The sequence below is a fragment of the Erwinia sp. PPS120 genome, from assembly GCF_047918655.1.
Classification (GTDB): domain Bacteria; phylum Pseudomonadota; class Gammaproteobacteria; order Enterobacterales; family Enterobacteriaceae; genus Erwinia; species Erwinia tasmaniensis_A.
In genome coordinates, this window is the sequence record NZ_JBLREF010000002.1 from 1 (window position 1) to 15,556 (window position 15,556).

11 protein-coding genes and 2 pseudogenes are annotated in these 15,556 nt (G+C 52.6%); 8 read left to right on the forward strand and 5 right to left on the reverse strand.

Annotated elements, in window-relative coordinates; all coding sequences use genetic code 11:
• Positions 1 to 16 precede the first annotated feature (16 nt).
• Positions 17 to 109 (forward strand): annotated as a pseudogene (locus ACLRGG_RS01145) (IS3 family transposase); the annotation flags it as partial.
• A gap of 295 nt (positions 110 to 404) precedes the next feature.
• On the opposite strand, the pseudogene ACLRGG_RS01150 reads toward ACLRGG_RS01145, so the two are convergent.
• The 3 genes and pseudogenes from ACLRGG_RS01150 to ACLRGG_RS01160 form a co-directional block, all read right to left on the reverse strand.
• Positions 405 to 631: pseudogene (locus tag ACLRGG_RS01150) on the reverse strand (Tn3 family transposase); the annotation flags it as partial.
• A 120-nt stretch (positions 632 to 751) separates the two neighbouring features.
• Complete coding sequence (locus ACLRGG_RS01155) at positions 752 to 3,430, reverse strand: hypothetical protein (RefSeq protein ID WP_416248030.1); 2,679 nt, start codon at positions 3,428 to 3,430, stop codon at positions 752 to 754.
• A 79-nt stretch (positions 3,431 to 3,509) separates the two neighbouring features.
• Complete coding sequence (locus ACLRGG_RS01160; RefSeq protein WP_416248031.1) at positions 3,510 to 4,103, reverse strand: recombinase family protein; 594 nt, start codon at positions 4,101 to 4,103, stop codon at positions 3,510 to 3,512.
• A 147-nt stretch (positions 4,104 to 4,250) separates the two neighbouring features.
• Here ACLRGG_RS01160 and ACLRGG_RS01165 point away from each other — a divergent pair, with 147 nt between their 5' ends.
• The 6 genes from ACLRGG_RS01165 (at position 4,251) to ACLRGG_RS01190 (ending at position 13,055) form a co-directional block, all read left to right on the forward strand.
• A complete protein-coding gene (locus ACLRGG_RS01165) occupies positions 4,251 to 7,298 on the forward strand; it encodes a Tn3 family transposase (protein WP_416248032.1) in 3,048 nt (1,015 codons plus the stop codon).
• A gap of 195 nt (positions 7,299 to 7,493) precedes the next feature.
• Entirely contained in the window at positions 7,494 to 8,243 is a 750-nt protein-coding gene (locus ACLRGG_RS01170) for a sugar phosphate isomerase/epimerase family protein (RefSeq protein WP_416248033.1), read from the forward strand.
• Positions 8,244 to 8,246: 3 nt separating this feature from the next.
• Positions 8,247 to 9,203, forward strand: coding sequence for a sugar kinase (locus ACLRGG_RS01175; RefSeq protein WP_416248034.1), 957 nt, complete (start codon positions 8,247 to 8,249; stop codon positions 9,201 to 9,203).
• Between the two features lie 71 nt (positions 9,204 to 9,274).
• A complete protein-coding gene (locus ACLRGG_RS01180; protein ID WP_416248035.1) occupies positions 9,275 to 10,558 on the forward strand; it encodes an MFS transporter in 1,284 nt (427 codons plus the stop codon).
• 37 nt (positions 10,559 to 10,595) lie between these two features.
• Positions 10,596 to 11,570 (forward strand): glyoxylate/hydroxypyruvate reductase GhrB, encoded by a 975-nt coding sequence (gene ghrB / locus ACLRGG_RS01185; RefSeq protein ID WP_416248036.1) that lies wholly within the window; start codon positions 10,596 to 10,598, stop codon positions 11,568 to 11,570.
• A 237-nt stretch (positions 11,571 to 11,807) separates the two neighbouring features.
• Positions 11,808 to 13,055 (forward strand): valine--pyruvate transaminase, encoded by a 1,248-nt coding sequence (locus ACLRGG_RS01190; protein ID WP_416248037.1) that lies wholly within the window; start codon positions 11,808 to 11,810, stop codon positions 13,053 to 13,055.
• Positions 13,056 to 13,164: 109 nt separating this feature from the next.
• Here ACLRGG_RS01190 and ibpA read toward each other — a convergent pair whose 3' ends face one another.
• Positions 13,165 to 13,581, reverse strand: a complete 417-nt coding sequence (gene ibpA, locus ACLRGG_RS01195) for a small heat shock chaperone IbpA (RefSeq protein ID WP_067700519.1) — start codon at positions 13,579 to 13,581, stop codon at positions 13,165 to 13,167.
• A gap of 305 nt (positions 13,582 to 13,886) precedes the next feature.
• On the opposite strand from ibpA, the gene ACLRGG_RS01200 reads away from it, so the two are divergent.
• On the forward strand, positions 13,887 to 14,267 hold the full coding sequence (locus ACLRGG_RS01200) for a YceK/YidQ family lipoprotein (protein ID WP_416248039.1): 381 nt from the start codon (positions 13,887 to 13,889) through the stop codon (positions 14,265 to 14,267).
• On the opposite strand, the gene ACLRGG_RS01205 is transcribed toward ACLRGG_RS01200, so the two are convergent.
• Positions 14,264 to 15,535: a YidR family protein gene (locus ACLRGG_RS01205; protein WP_416248040.1), complete on the reverse strand. Its 1,272-nt coding sequence runs from the start codon at positions 15,533 to 15,535 to the stop codon at positions 14,264 to 14,266. The genes ACLRGG_RS01200 and ACLRGG_RS01205 overlap by 4 nt on opposite strands.
• Between the last annotated feature and the right edge of the window lie 21 nt (positions 15,536 to 15,556).

Consider the following 15,556-nt stretch of genomic DNA (forward strand, 5'->3'; position numbering starts at 1 on the left):
GGTCTGAGCTAATACAAATTATATCGAGTGTGATTACAATCGCTGGCGTTGTCACAGTGCATATGGCGGTATCAGCCCGGAACAGTTTGAAAACCGAACCCTCGCTTAGGGCCATATCCACATTATGCGGGCAGGATCAAGTGAGTCCCGAATTATTTTGATGACCTGTCATTTTTAAATTGTGATACTACCCTATGCACAGCGCTCATGGGTGCACCTAACACTTTATTTCCCACATTATTAATTTTTTGTTGAGTCTTACTTCGACTTGGTTCAAACATCTTTGTTTTTCCACCCGATCCAAGAAAAGGCGCCCCTCCCTGTTCAGTATATTTATTTTTATATGCACTTACTTTAGTTTTAGTCTTATCTGGGGTTCTACGCCGGAACCGCCGAAATTTCCGTTACCCCAGTTTCAGCGCGGCAACCAGTGCATCCAGGTCAATAATTTCACTGCTGCTCTGGAAGGTATAATGTCCGTTCAGCAGAATGTGCTGTCAGACCACCGGGGATATCCGGGACTGCGCCTCAAAGCCCTTGTCGTTGCCTTCTGCTTCCAGTCGCTCCAGTAATCGTGGCAGGATCGCCGAGTTGTAATAACGATCGCGTTACAAATTAATCGCCCGCACTGGCATGGTGACCAAAGGATGCTGGTTATTTTAGCTCCAGCTGGCGAGCCATTCGGTGGCTCGCCCCAAGGTTTTTCCTGCACTCCTGTTCAGTGCCGCTATTACACCTCAACAGCGTCATTTCATTCTTTAAATGGCCCCCATACCGTAATTAAATCTTCATCATTAATTACTTGATTATATGGATGTCCAGTACTTTCAGCATTATTCCCTGCAACACCCAAGCTTTTTTTATTCATAATGATAGAGAATGCATGTGCTGCTTTATCATCGAGTAAACTGTGTTTTCCGCTATTAATTGCAAAGTACCTACCGTCTGGTTTTGATTTCATAATTTCCTTAGTTGAAGACCACGAAGCATCAGAAGAAAATTTATCCATTTTTAAACCAGACATTATTGACTGTATTGTATTTAAATTTTCCAGTTGTTTTGGGTTCTTTATAAGCCCCTTACCAACCAAAAATGCATAAACATCAGAAGTCCCTTTTTTTAAAGTTTTTGAAAGTGCCATGGCAACACAATTTTTATCATAATCAAGAGTATTTCGTACACTCCCCCTGCCAGATAGACCTGATGTCTTAATTCGCCATAATCGCTCAGCCGTTGTGTCAATATGGAATTTATTTTTTTTAAAACGCAGAATAATATTATTGTCATTAGCTAATTGTAATTTAAATATACCATCTGATATTTCTCTTATTCCTACATACTTCCCATTAATTTTCAGATAGTTGTTCCCATCTGCATCATATCTTAATCCCTGATGGTCAGGGGCTGAAAGCTTGCCTGCATCCACTTTTTCATCAACCATTTTTGGTGAAATAAGATTTTTTAAATCTTTAGATACATGAACCGAGGTTTTTCGCTCAAACAACCAGCGGTTACCATCCCACTCAATCGGATGGCCTGCCTTCTCAGGGAACTTCAGGGCGTAAACTTCGTAACGGACTCCATGCCCCGGTGTTCCGATTTCTTTAACAGGAACCAGCTCGCCGTTCATTTCAACGTAACTGCCATAGGGATAGTGACCGGAATCACCCATTTTTTCCTGTACATATATATTACCGTTTCCGTAGTAGTTCTGGTTAACATTTACTCTAGAGATATAATAAAATCCATCTTCTTTATTTACTTTTATATCCTTTACAATGTCAGCCTGCTTATTACTGAAAACAGGGTGTTCATTATGTGTGTTGAGATGCCATGTTCGTGATAATGGTTCCATATAAACCGGAACATATTCTTTTATCCCTGATGCTTTGTTTACAACGATTTCATATTTGCCCTCACCATTCTGATGAAGCTCATAGTTTTCACCATGCAGCCTTATCTGTCGTTTTCCCTCACTGATTTCAACGTTGAGTCCCGATGTATCAAAACTATCTGCATATCGCCATGAAAGATTATTTTCATCAACAATGACTCTTCTCTCCAGCAATTCCGGCTTTACCGCATCAGGGTGATACGTAATAAATTCATTCTTTCTTTTAGTTGGTTTCAGATAAACTTTGCGTCCATTATCATTTATTGCACTATTCCCCTGTTTCAGCTCCAGCAGAATTTCCTTTCTGATACCGGTGTGCGGGTTACGGGTGAAAAAGGCTGCTCTCTCCTGCTCCGGCAAAGCATGGCGAAGTTCTGAAGGTCTCACTTTTCCGGCACTTCCCCGGCGCGTAAACGCCAGTCCACCCACGTCCAGGGACGTTGCCATCTCCGCAATAAAAAGCCTTTTGAATCGTTCCGCACAGATTTCATCCCCCTGATTCTGATAATATTCGCGTCGTTTGGCATTTGCTATAAGCTTCCCGATTAAGTACTTAACTCCCAGCGTCAGAATGTCAGCAGATATGTTGAGGCCATCAGCAACCCCCCGCTCCTCCGGAGAGGGCCTGCCATGTGGATTGTTGTCATAAATCATACGGAACGGGTTTTCTGCTCTCTGAGCCTGAAATATAAGCACTTTTCCCCGGTTTTCACCCTGCGCATCCAGCACCTCCTCTTCAAATGCACAGTGTTCTTTTATATGCTCTGCTGTCCGTGGGTCATTCTCCGCGGCCAGTGCTCGTTTCGATCGGCCGGAACTCACTTCTTCATTGTCCAGACGGGCAGCAACCATCGGCATGCCGGCTGCTTCCGACAGCAGCCGCAGTTCAACATCTTTACCTTCATCTGCAGTCATTTGCCCGTCAGATACCAGATACTGCACCACGCTGGAAATCAGTTCTTTTTTCTTCTGCTCACCCGTAATGATATAGCTGTCGCCTTTTGAATCCCGGACAACACTTGCGACCGTCGTTGATTCTGTTTCAGCCAGTGGCACTGGCGATGCATCCGCAACCGGGAACTTCAGTGGGTCATTCCGGGCTATAAACTGACCTGTTTCATACAGAGCATTGGCAACCGGACTTAGCATGGTACTGAAGCCATTACCGCTGTTATCTGAATGCGCTGTATCTCGGGAAACAGGAGGGGACACGCTTCTCTCTGAGGTGAATGCGGAGATATTAGCTGTTGATGAAATCGGGATACCATCAAGTCTTACCTGGCTCAACAGCATCAACAGCGGTGCGGCTATGCCCTGTCGCGGAGATGTCGTCTGGTACGATTGCCTGATCAGTTCTTCGTGAGAATTGACTACTCTTTCTATTCTGCTTCCTGCACGAAGTATTTCATCCGGGAAGCCAGAGCGGTCTGAGTTTAGGCTTTGAGCCTGTGTTGTGGAGCTTCCCCTGATATTATCGTGAAGTTTATTCTGATAAGTTCCGGCTGTAACTCTGTGCTGCGATGCTGATACTGGCATGATTAAGTCCTGGTCCATGTTAAAAATGACTTAATTGCATATCTGTACCTGTATTACTTTCAATTAACGATTCTTTCGCTTATTTACTCCCTTCCGGAAGTGTCCGACTCCGTATTAACGTCCGGTATACTGTTGGCCGTGACACTGAAAACAATTCAGCCAGGTCGCTAATCGAGTATTGCCCGGTTTCATGCATCCGGCACAGCTCCCTCTGTTGTTTCTCTGACAACTTTGGTTGTTTCCCCCGTAATTTCCCTTTCGCCCGGGCAATGGCCATTCCTTCCCGGGTACGCAGCCGTATCAGGTCACCTTCAAACTCGGCAAACGTCGCCAGCACGTTAAAGAACATCTTACCCATAGGGTCCGCAGGATCGTAGAGGCTGCTGCCCAGAGCCAGCTTCACGCCTCGGGCCTGAAGGGCATCAGCAATTTCTCTTGCATCCGGAACTGAGCGGGCCAGCCTGTCCAGTTTCGGTACGACCAGCGTGTCTCCCTGGCGAACAGCCGCCAGAGCTTGATCCAGACCGGGGCGCTGGCGATTTGAACCGGTCAGCCCTTTATCGATGTAAATTCTGTCCGGGGTGACTCCGAGTTTCACCAATGCTTCCTGCTGTGCGGTCAAATCCTGTCTGTCGGTGGAGCAACGGGCATAACCAATCCGTATTTCAGTCATAGAGTGTACGTTTAAGGGGCCATGAAAGAGATTGATACCGTACCAGTTATATGAGACAACGTCAGCAGTGATTTTCTCTGAACCACCAAAATTATTTTTACTGTCCGTTGAACGATCCTCTTACGGACACGATTAATCGGGGTCAGGATGACAGCGCGTGTCAAAGCGACAGGCAAAAGTGAACGGCTGGCGGTTTTAAGCAATGCCGAACAGGAAGCGCTGTATGGACTTCCTGATTTCAATGATGCACAGCAGCTGGAATTTCTGGCTCTGGATGAATCTGAACTGGCGCTTGCAAGTAGTCGTCAGGGTCTTCACGCTCAGATTTATTGCATCCTTCAGATCGCTTACTTTAAAGCTAAACACCTGTTTTTCCGCTTCGGATGGAGTGATATTAAAGACGACACCAACTTTATCCTGAGCCGTTATTTCCAGGGGGAGTCACTTCAGGGTCTGCCTCTCACTAAGCATGAACGCTATGCTCAACGCGAAAGAATATGTGCACTGTTTGGTTACCGCCCGTGGTCATCTTCGCTGTCTTCACAGCTTGAACAGCAGGCCGCTCACATTGTTCACTGGGATGTAACCCCCGGTTTTGTTGCCACGGAGCTGATTATCTGGCTCAACGAACATAAAATTATCCGACCCGGTTATACCACGCTTCAGGAGCTTGTGAGCCGGGTTCTTTCTGAAGAAAGGCAGCGACTGGGGCGTATACTGGCGGAACAGCTTGATGATGCAACTATTGCTGACTTGGACAAACTTACTGAACGTGATGATACCCTTTCCCGGCTCGCAGCCCTCAGACAGGATGCGCGTGACTTTGGCTGGCGCCAGATGGTTCACGAACGGGAAAAGCGGGCTATCCTGGAGCCGCTGCACCATAAAGCCTGCGATATCTTGCCAGCACTGAATATTTCGCAGCAAAATCTGCTGTATTACGCCAGCCTGGCTAATTTCTATACCGTTTACGATCTTCGCAACCTGAAGCCGGAGCAGACCCGCCTTTACCTGCTGTGTTATGCCTGGGTTCGCTATCGCCAGTTCAGTGACAACCTGGTGGATGCGATGTTTTTCCATATGAAACAGCTTGAGGATGAGAGCCGCAGTGTGGCCAGACAACTCATGGCTGATATGCAGGAAAAACACCGGTGCGAAACGTCTAAAGTTGGGCGTCTGCTGTCGCTTTATGTTGATGACAGCGTTCCTGACCTCACTACTTTTGGTGAGGTCCGCCGTCGGGCCTGGAAAATAATGCCCAGGGAGACGCTGAAAACCACAGCACAACGCATGAGTGTGAAGCCCGTCAGCAGACTGGCATTGCAGTGGCAGGCCGTGGATGGCATGACGGCATTAATACGGCGTCACCTGCGACCATTATATCTTTCACTCGATCTCACCAGCGTGGTCCGGGACAGCCCGTGGGCTGAAGCGCTTAACTGGCTCAGAATGGTGTTCAGCAAAAAGCAGACGCTTTTGCAGCGGCCACTTGAGGAGTGCCCGCCAGAAACGTTACCAGTGCGGCTGCGCCCGTACCTGCTGGAATTCGGTGAGGATGGTGAGCCCACAGGCCTGAATGCCGGGCGCTATGAGTTTTGGCTCTATCGTCAAATAAGAAAGCGTTTTCAGGCGGGAGAATTCCACCTCAACAACAGCCTCCGACACCGCCATCTTTCTGATGAACTGGTACCGGAAGGGGAACAGGCCGTGGTGCTGGCTGAAATGAACATCCCGTTCCTGCAGAAGCCCATTAAAACACAGCTAAAAGAACTGGCATCCGAGCTGCACCGACAGTGGAAAGCGTTTAACCGCGAGCTGAAGCAGGGGAAACTGAAACATCTGGAATACGATAAAGAAACGCAGAAGCTGACCTGGCATAAATCGGTGGCCAGCCGTCATAAGGCGCAGAATAAGCGTTTTTATGAGCAGCTGCCATTCTGCGATGTGACGGATGTCTTCCGCTTTGTTAACGGGCAATGCCGGTTCCTCCCCGCCATGAAGCCGCTGCAACCCCGTTACGCCAAAAAAGAAGCTGATGCAGACAGTCTGATGGCGGTCATCGTTGCCCAGGCTATGAACCATGGCAACCATGTGATGGCGCGAACCAGCGATATACCCCTCCATGAGCTGGAGACCACCTACGAACAGTACCTTCGTCTGGCGTCGCTGCTTATGGCCAATGACTGTATAACCGATGCTATAGAAGCACTGCCGGTTTTTCCGCTCTATTCGTTTGATCCGGAGACGCTTTATGGGGCTGTTGACGGGCAAAAATTTGGTGTTGAGCGACCGACAGTGAAAGCACGGTATTCACGTAAATATTTTGGTCGTGGTAAAGGCATGGTGGCTTACACGCTGCTGTGCAACCACATCCCAATCAATGGATACCTGATTGGCACAAACGACTACGAAGGCCACCATGTCTTCGATATCTGGTACCGCAACACTTCAGCAGTGAAACCCACGGCCATTACTGGTGACATGCACAGCATCAACAAAGCCAACTTCGCGATCCTACACTGGTTTGGGCTTCGCTTTGAACCTCATTTCACCGACCTGAATAAACAGTTGAAGGAGCTGTATTGTACCAGGGAGCTATCGGCCTATAAAAAATGTCTGATTCAGCCAGTTGGGCAGATTAATCAGGACATTATCATCCGCGAAAAAAGCAATCTCGATCGTATTGTCGCTACGCTGGGACTGAAGGAGATGACGCAGGGAACGCTGATGCGCAAGCTATGTACGTACACAACAACCAACCCGACAAGACAGGCGATATTTGAATATGACCGGCTGGTTCGTAGCATTTACACGCTGAAGTATCTGCGCGATCCGCAACTGGAACGCAATATCCGCCGTTCCCAGAACCGGATAGAATCTTATCACCAGCTACGCGCCGCAGTATCCAAAGTCGGCGGAAAGAAAGAGTTGAGCGGGAAAAATGACCTTGAAACGGAAATCAGTAACCAGTGCGGGCGGTTGATCTCCAACGCGATCGTTTACTACAACTCCGCGATCCTGTCGCGATTACTGGAGCGACTGGAAGCGGAAGGCAACGCTAAAGGTATTGAAGCGCTGACCCGGATATCACCGGTAGCCTGGCAGCACATTTTGTTGAACGGGCATTACACCTTTCATAGTATCAATGAAATCATGGACCTGGATGCACTGGTTGCAGGACTGAAACTGGGGTAACGGAAATTTCGGCGGTTCCGGCGTAGAACCCCATAATCATCCGAACGTCACCCTTCTTCGCTTTTCAGAACTTCCTTAAAATAAATTGTTTACATCGTGAGCGCGATCATAAAACCACACTCTTCTCCTTTGCTTTGGAACCGGTTCCATTTAACGTTTTTGTAACGCCATTGCCGTGTGAGCCAGGAGAATGCAATGAAAAGAGACATAATAGTGGTAACCGCTGCCTATGGCCGCGAGTGTGTTGCTCAACGGGGTGGCCAGCAGGCTTTACTGCCGATCGTTGCGGAGGCAGGTGCAGATGGCGTGGAGATCCGCCGTGAGCTTTTTACAGCAGAGGCCCTGAATCATCTTTCTGAAACAGGTGAAGCCATTGCCCGGGCGCGACTTAAGGCCGTTTATTCGGTGCCGGAAGCGCTGTTTACCGCGCAGGGTGAGCTGAATCCGCATATCGACCGCCATCTTGCGGAGGCGCAGCAGTTAGGTGCGCAGCGGCTAAAATATGCCTTAGGACACTACCCGCGTGATGTATGTCGTCAGCCGCTACAGCAGCCTCTTTCCGGGCAGCCGGTGGAGCTGTTAGTGGAAAACGATCAGACCGACGATGGCAAACTTGCTGCGCTGGAGGGCTGGTTTAACGACGGCGGTGGCGCGCAGAATGAAACGGGCATGACCTTCGATATGGGCAACTGGCTGTGGGTCGGAGACGATCCCCTGGCAGCGGCGGCGCGCCTCAGCCGCTTTGTCCGCTATATCCACGTTAAGGCGGCGGTAGCAGATAAATCAGGCTGGCGCGCCATTGCGCTGGATGAGGCTGATAACCTCTGGCGTGAAACCCTTGCGCGGCTGCCTGACGATGTGCCACGCGCGATAGAATTCCCCCTGGAGGGCAACGATTTGGTTGCCGTCACCCGACATTACGTTGATCTGCTGCGAGAGGTATAACCGATGACCCCCCATAAAAACGGTACGCTCGACGCGGTTACGATTGGCGAAGCGATGGCGATGTTTGTCGCCAGCGATACCGGTGATCTCGCAGCGGCTGAACGCTTCGTTAAGCGTATTGCCGGTGCCGAGCTTAACGTCGCCATCGGCCTGGCCAGACTGGGGCTGAAGGTTGGCTGGGTCAGCCGCGTGGGCAATGACTCATTTGGCCGATTCACCCGCCAGCAGCTGGAAAAAGAGGGCGTGGATCACCGCCGGGTTACAACGGACGATCGCTTTCCTACCGGCTTCCAGCTGAAATCGAAGGTTGATGACGGTTCCGACCCGCTGGTTGAGTATTTTCGTAAAGGATCGGCCGCGAGCCATCTCTCCGTAGCGGATTTTGACCGTGACTACTTTGGTGCTGCCCGCCATTTGCACCTTAGCGGCGTGTCGGCAGCCCTGTCGGCTTCATCCCTGGCGTTGTCTGAGCACGCTGCGCAGCAGATGAAGCAGTCAGGCAAAACGATATCGTTCGATCCTAATCTGCGTCCGGTGCTGTGGCCGAGCGAGCGCGAGATGGTCAAACAGCTTAACAGGCTGGCGGCCTATGCTGACTGGGTGCTGCCCGGCATCAGCGAAGGTAAAATACTGACCGGTCACGACCAGCCGGAAGCCATCGCTGATTTCTACCTCGATAAGGGGGTGAAAGCGGTGATTGTGAAAACCGGCTGCGACGGGGCCTGGTACAAGACCTCGCAGGGCGAAAAAGGCGCCGTTGACGCGATCAAAACCGACAACGTGGTGGATACCGTGGGGGCCGGTGACGGCTTCGCGGTTGGCGTGATTAGCGCCCTGCTGGAAGGCAAAACGCTGCCGCAGGCTATCCGACGCGGCAACAAAATCGGCTCGCTGGCGATTCAGGCCATCGGTGACAGTGAAGGCTTACCGACCCGCGACGCGCTGGGTGACAGCTATTGATACCCGGAAAATAACGCTTAACTCACTCAGTGACACAGCCGACGTTAGCCCCTCACTCAAGAGGTATTACGATGGAAAAGAGTAAAATCGCGCCTAAACGCTGGTGGTATATCATGCCCATCGTGTTTATTACCTACAGCCTGGCCTATCTCGACAGAGCGAACTTCAGCTTTGCGTCGGCAGCGGGGATCAACGATGATCTCGGCATTACCAAAGGCATGTCATCCCTGCTGGGCGCGCTGTTTTTTCTGGGTTATTTCTTCTTTCAGATCCCCGGCGCGGTATATGCAGAGCGCCGCAGCGTCAAGAAACTGGTGTTTGTCTGCCTGCTTCTGTGGGGCGTCTGCGCCTCGCTGACCGGTATGGTCAGTAATATCCCGATGCTGGCGGTGATCCGTTTTGTCCTCGGCGTGGTGGAGGCTGCCGTCATGCCCGCCATGCTAATCTATATCAGCAACTGGTTTACGAAATCCGAGCGTTCCCGCGCCAATACCTTTCTTATTCTGGGTAATCCGGTCACCGTCCTGTGGATGTCGGTGGTGTCTGGCTATCTGATTAACGCCTTCGGCTGGCGGGAGATGTTTATCTTCGAGGGTATTCCGGCGGTGATCTGGGCGGTAGCCTGGTGGTTTATGGTGCAGGATAAACCGGCACAGGCAGCATGGCTGAGCGCCGACGAAAAGGCCGCTTTGCAGGCGCAGCTGCAAAAGGAGCAGGAGAATATCAAGGCGGTGCGCAACTACAGCGAAGCCTTTAAATCCCGTAACGTCATTATTCTGTGCATGCAGTATTTTACCTGGAGTATCGGGGTGTACGGTTTTGTGCTGTGGCTGCCGTCGATTCTGCGCAACGGTACCCAGATGGGGATGGTTGAGGCTGGCTGGCTTTCCGCCGTGCCTTATCTGGCCGCCACAATCGCCATGCTGGTGGTTTCATGGGCATCTGACAAATTACAAAATCGCAAACTGTTCGTCTGGCCCCTGCTGCTGATTGGTGCGCTGGCGTTTTTAGGCTCCTGGTTTATCGGTGCCAGCCACTTCTGGCTCTCCTTCTCGCTGCTGGTGGTAGCGGGCGCGGCAATGTATGCCCCTTATGGGCCATTCTTCGCCATTATCCCGGAGATGCTGCCGCGCAACGTTGCCGGTGGGGCGATGGCGCTGATTAACGCCATGGGCGCACTGGGGTCGTTCCTCGGCTCCTGGGTGGTGGGCTATCTGAATGGCTCCACCGGCAGCCCTTCTGCATCGTATATATTTATGGGGGCGTCACTGCTGATCTCCGTGTGGCTGACGCTTATCGTAAAGCCCGCCGCGAATACACAGCCGCCGCTGGCTAATGGCGCTAAACATGCCTGAGCCCGATCCCCAATCTTTTGCAAACAGGGAGCAAAGAATGAAACCTTCAGTGGTGTTGTATAAGACCTTACCCGATGATTTACGCGCAAAGCTCGACGACCATTTTACGGTAACCGAGCTCAGCGACCTGAGTCCGGAAACGCTGAGCAGGCATGCCGACGCGTTCGCGCAGACGGAGGGTATCCTGGGCTCCGGTGGCAAAGTTGACGCCGAATTCCTGCAAAAAACGCCAAAGCTGCGCGCGGCCTCTACCGTCTCGGTAGGCTACGATAATTTCGACGTTGATGCCCTGAATGCGCGCGGGGTGGTACTGATGCACACGCCAACCGTGCTGACGGAAACCGTCGCCGATACCATGATGGCGCTGGTGCTGACTTCCGCACGACGCATTGTTGAGGTTGCCGATCGGGTGAAAGCCGGTGAGTGGCAGGGCAGCATCGGCGCAGACTGGTTTGGGGTTGACGTCCACCATAAAAAGCTGGGCATCCTCGGGATGGGCCGTATCGGCATGGCGCTGGCACAGCGCGCTCACCTTGGCTTCAGTATGCCCATTCTGTATAACGCCCGCAGGCATCATGAAGAGGCCGAACAGCGCTTTGACGCCACCTGGTGCGATCTTGACAGGCTGCTCCGTGAGTCTGATTTCCTCTGCATCAGCCTGCCGCTGACCGAAGAAACGCATCATTTGATCGGCCGCGAACAGCTGGCGAAGATGAAACCGGGCGCGGTACTGATTAATGCCGGACGCGGGCCGGTTGTTGACGAAGAGGCGCTGATCGCCGCGCTGCGCGACGGCACTCTGCACGCCGCCGGTCTGGACGTATTCGAGAAAGAGCCCCTTTCCGCTGACTCACCGCTGCTTACGCTGCCAAACGTGGTGGCCCTGCCCCACATCGGCTCTGCCACGCATGAAACCCGCTACGGCATGGCGAAGGATGCGGTCGATAACCTGATTACCGCGCTGACCGGCAAGGTCGGGAAAAATTGCGTCAATCCGCAGGTGCTGAAATAATCGCTTCTCCGGGGCGGATAAACAATTCGCCCTCATCTTTCCTGAGTTGCCGGGCAGCGTGGCAAACGGGCTTCTCAATAGCATATTTGCCGATGTGGTGGTGCTATCTCACGACGCTGAAGAAACGGTTTAATCATCAGCACGGTCAGAAATAAGGGCTGACGTTGAAGATTGCATCACTCCGACGGGGGCGTTAAGGTGGTTGTCTGTTTGAATATAACAAGTGATTAACAGGCTATGCGCTTTTCCGCTTTCGGGGACAAATTTACGCGCCATTCGGGCATTGCCCGCCTGATGGAAGATATGGGTGAAGGCCTGCGTACGCCAGGTGCCGTCATGCTGGGCGGGGGAAATCCGGCACATATTCCGGCGATGGATGAATACTTCCAGCAGCTGTTACAGCAGATGCATGACGAGGGAACCCTGTCCGGGGCGCTGTGTAACTATGACGGACCGCGTGGTAAAAGTACCCTGCTGGCGTCGCTTTCCACGCTGCTGCGTGACGAGCTGGGCTGGCAGATTGGTCCGGAGAATATCGCCCTGACCAACGGCAGTCAGAGCGCCTTTTTTTATCTGTTTAACCTTTTTGCCGGACGCTGCGCCGACGGCAGTAAAAAGCGCGTTTTGTTTCCGCTGGCACCAGAATATCTGGGCTATGCCGATGCCGGGCTGGATGAGGAACTATTTGTTTCAACCCGCCCTGATATTGAAATGCTCCCGCACGGGCAGTTCAAGTATCACGTTGATTTTGAAAACCTGCATATCACCGACGATACCGGCCTTATCTGTGTTTCCCGTCCGACCAATCCGACCGGGAACGTTATCACCGATGAAGAGCTGATAAAGCTTGATACGCTGGCGCAGCAGCATGATATCCCTCTGCTGATCGATAACGCCTACGGCGTTCCATTCCCCGGCATTATTTTTAGCGAAGCGCGTCCTTTGTGGAATCCCAATATCATCCTGTGCATGAGCCTCTCCAAGCTGGGCCTGCCGGGCGCGCGATGCGGCGTTATTATTGCCGACGAGAAGGCGATTTCCGCCATCGGTAATATGAATGGCATTATTAGCCTGGCCCCCGGCAGTATCGGCCCGGCCATTGCCCATGAGATGATCGTACGTGGCGATCTGCTTCGCCTGTCGGAAACGGTCATCAAGCCGTTCTACCTTGAGCGCGTTAATCAAACTATTGCGATTATTCGCCGCTACCTGTCGGAAGATCGCTGTCTGATCCATAAACCCGAAGGGGCGATTTTTCTCTGGCTGTGGTTTAAAGATTTGCCCATTTCCACGGAAATCCTCTATCAGCGCCTGAAAAAGCGGGGCGTACTGATGGTGCCGGGGCATTTCTTCTTTCCCGGCCTGGAGCAGGCATGGCCGCACACGCATCAGTGTATGCGTATGAATTATGTGCCGGATAGCGAAACCATTGAGAAGGGCATTGTGATACTGGCGGAGGAAGTTGAACGGGCGCATCAGGGCTGAGTCAAATTGCCGGAGCCCGTCGGGATGACGGGCTCCGGCTCTGTTCGCTAAAGAAAGCGTCCGGGGTGGATATCACTTTGCTCCAGCGGCCTGCCTTGCAGGCTGCGCGTTATTTAACGATCTCTATACGGCGCGGTTTATTCGCTTCAGGAACGATACGCTCCAGGTCAATATAGAGCAGGCCGTTTTCCAGTCGGGCATCGCGCACGTTTACGTGTTCGGCCAGCTGAAATTTGCGCTCAAAGTTGCGCTCTGCAATACCCTGGTAAAGGTAGGTACGCTCCTGCTGCTCTTCGGGATGCGCCCCGCGCACGGTCAGTAAATTATCGTGGGCGGTTATATCCAGTTCGCTCTGGGCGAAGCCCGCGACGGCGATGGTGATACGGTACTGATTCTCTGCCACCAGCTCAACGTTATAGGGCGGGTAACCCCCGTTGCTCTGGCCCTGATTGGATTCCAGCAGGTTAATCAGACGATCAAAACCAATGGATGAACGATAGAGTGGGGCAAGGTCGAAATTACGCATGGTGATAACTCCTGATAGTCAGCGAGATACTGTTTCTGACCTTCCATACTGGACAGGCCGCCGGTCGCAATTGCGGAACCCTGTCGGCGTTCGCTTTTGTGACCCTGCTAATAAAATGGTGACGGCCTGGCGGCTTTCAAGGGGCAAATATGCGATTTTTTAACCTTAAAATCGGTGAATATCTTACACTCAGGAAGGAATTTTTAGAGACGTTGCATGAGTTACCGCAGAGTAACCGTGGGTTTCCCGGCACGTCGAGGAGCAAAACCAGATCGGCAATTGCCGTGGATGAAGGGATGATGACTATGATAGCAATAAATAAATGTCGTTTCGCTGGCCTGCTGGCCTGCCTTTCGCTGGCGGGAACGTCCGGCTGTGCCAGCATAATGTCCCATAGCGGGCCCGATCAGGGTTACTATCCCGGTACCCGCGCCGGTGCAAAGGTGGTCGCCGACAGCAGCAACGGTTGGGTCATGCGCCCGCTGGCAGCTCTCGATCTGCCTTTTACCGCCGTGCTGGACACGCTGCTGCTGCCGTGGGATTACTTCCGCTCAGGAAGTGACAGAACCGGCGACTCCCCGCGTGAGCGCGTAATGCGCAGCGAACAGCAGAACCATACCGATGAAAGCCTGGCGGGAGCTGCACCGCTGATTATCAACGGGAAGCCCGTCAGTACAGCGCCTTAATCCTGGGCTGTTTCAGTAATAAATATCTGCTGCCAGCCATCAATATTGCGCAGAAACGCGACGTGCTGCCCATCTGGCGAACAGACAACGGCGTCGGCAAGCGGGGCCTGCGCCGTTCGACCGGTCAGGCGCTTCATTTTGCCAGTGGGTATTTCACACAGCATCACGCTGTTGTCCTGAACAAGCGCTATCGACCGTCCGTCCGGGTGCCAGGTAAATGCCGACTGAATATTGCTGGTGACGTGGGTGATTTGATGCGGTTCACCCCCAGCGGGTGAGATAGTCCACAGCTGAACAATGCCCCCCTCGTCTTTCATCAGGAAGGCAATGTGCCGACCATCCGGTGAGCAACGCAGCCAGTGACGCGGCATCGTCACCACGCCGGGGTACGCGCGCGAGTGGGTAAAGGTCAGCCTGCGCTGCTGTACGCCGCGTGGGGGCGCTGGGAGATGGGTCGCGGTTCCCTCCAGAGGACGATCGCCTGGCTGCGCATAGTCTGACAGCGTCTCCGGCAAATCGACGATAAACACCTCGCAAACTTTCTCACCCTGCTGCGAGCGCGTCTCGCCAATAAACGCCAGCGCCCAGCGTTGACGATGGCCGTTATGCCGCAGATACCCTTCAGTGCCTATCCAGCCCTCTTCAAAGGCGCGACCTATTTCGTCGCTACCCGGCTGGGGCGACGAGGTGGTCTGGCTGACCAGTACGCAAAAATGGCTGCCGTCATACTCCCGGGGATGCTGCTTGTGCGGACAGACCGCATGCAGAGGCACCGCCACGCCGATGCTGCGCAAATCCTCTTTAGGGTCCAGCTCATGCATAACATGGTCATTGTAGGTAAAACTGAGCCGCGTACCGTCAGGACTGAAAACGTGGACGTGCGACCCGCCGCGCAGGGCGCCGGGAGTAAAAGGTGCGGTAATATCACAGGCGTCGAGATTTTCCGCCCGACCATGCTGAACGATAACGCCACGGCGATGATGAAAATCATATTTCCACTGGCTGTCCGGGTGCTCCGGTCCGTGTATACAGACGTAGCGGGGAGGCAGATCGGGGCTGACCGTGACCACGCCAACGTGTGCACCCTCTTTAGCCTGATACAGCACCTCGGTCTGCCCGCTAAGATTGACACGCTCAATGGTCAGGCTGGCAAAAGTGGCCCCGTCAGGACGCACGTCATAAGCCAGCCACTGGCCGTCAGCCGTCCAGCTATTGATATTGGTGAGATGATGATTTCGTTGATCAAACGTCAGCTGATGTTCCGTCATAATGCCTGCCCTTTGCCCTTT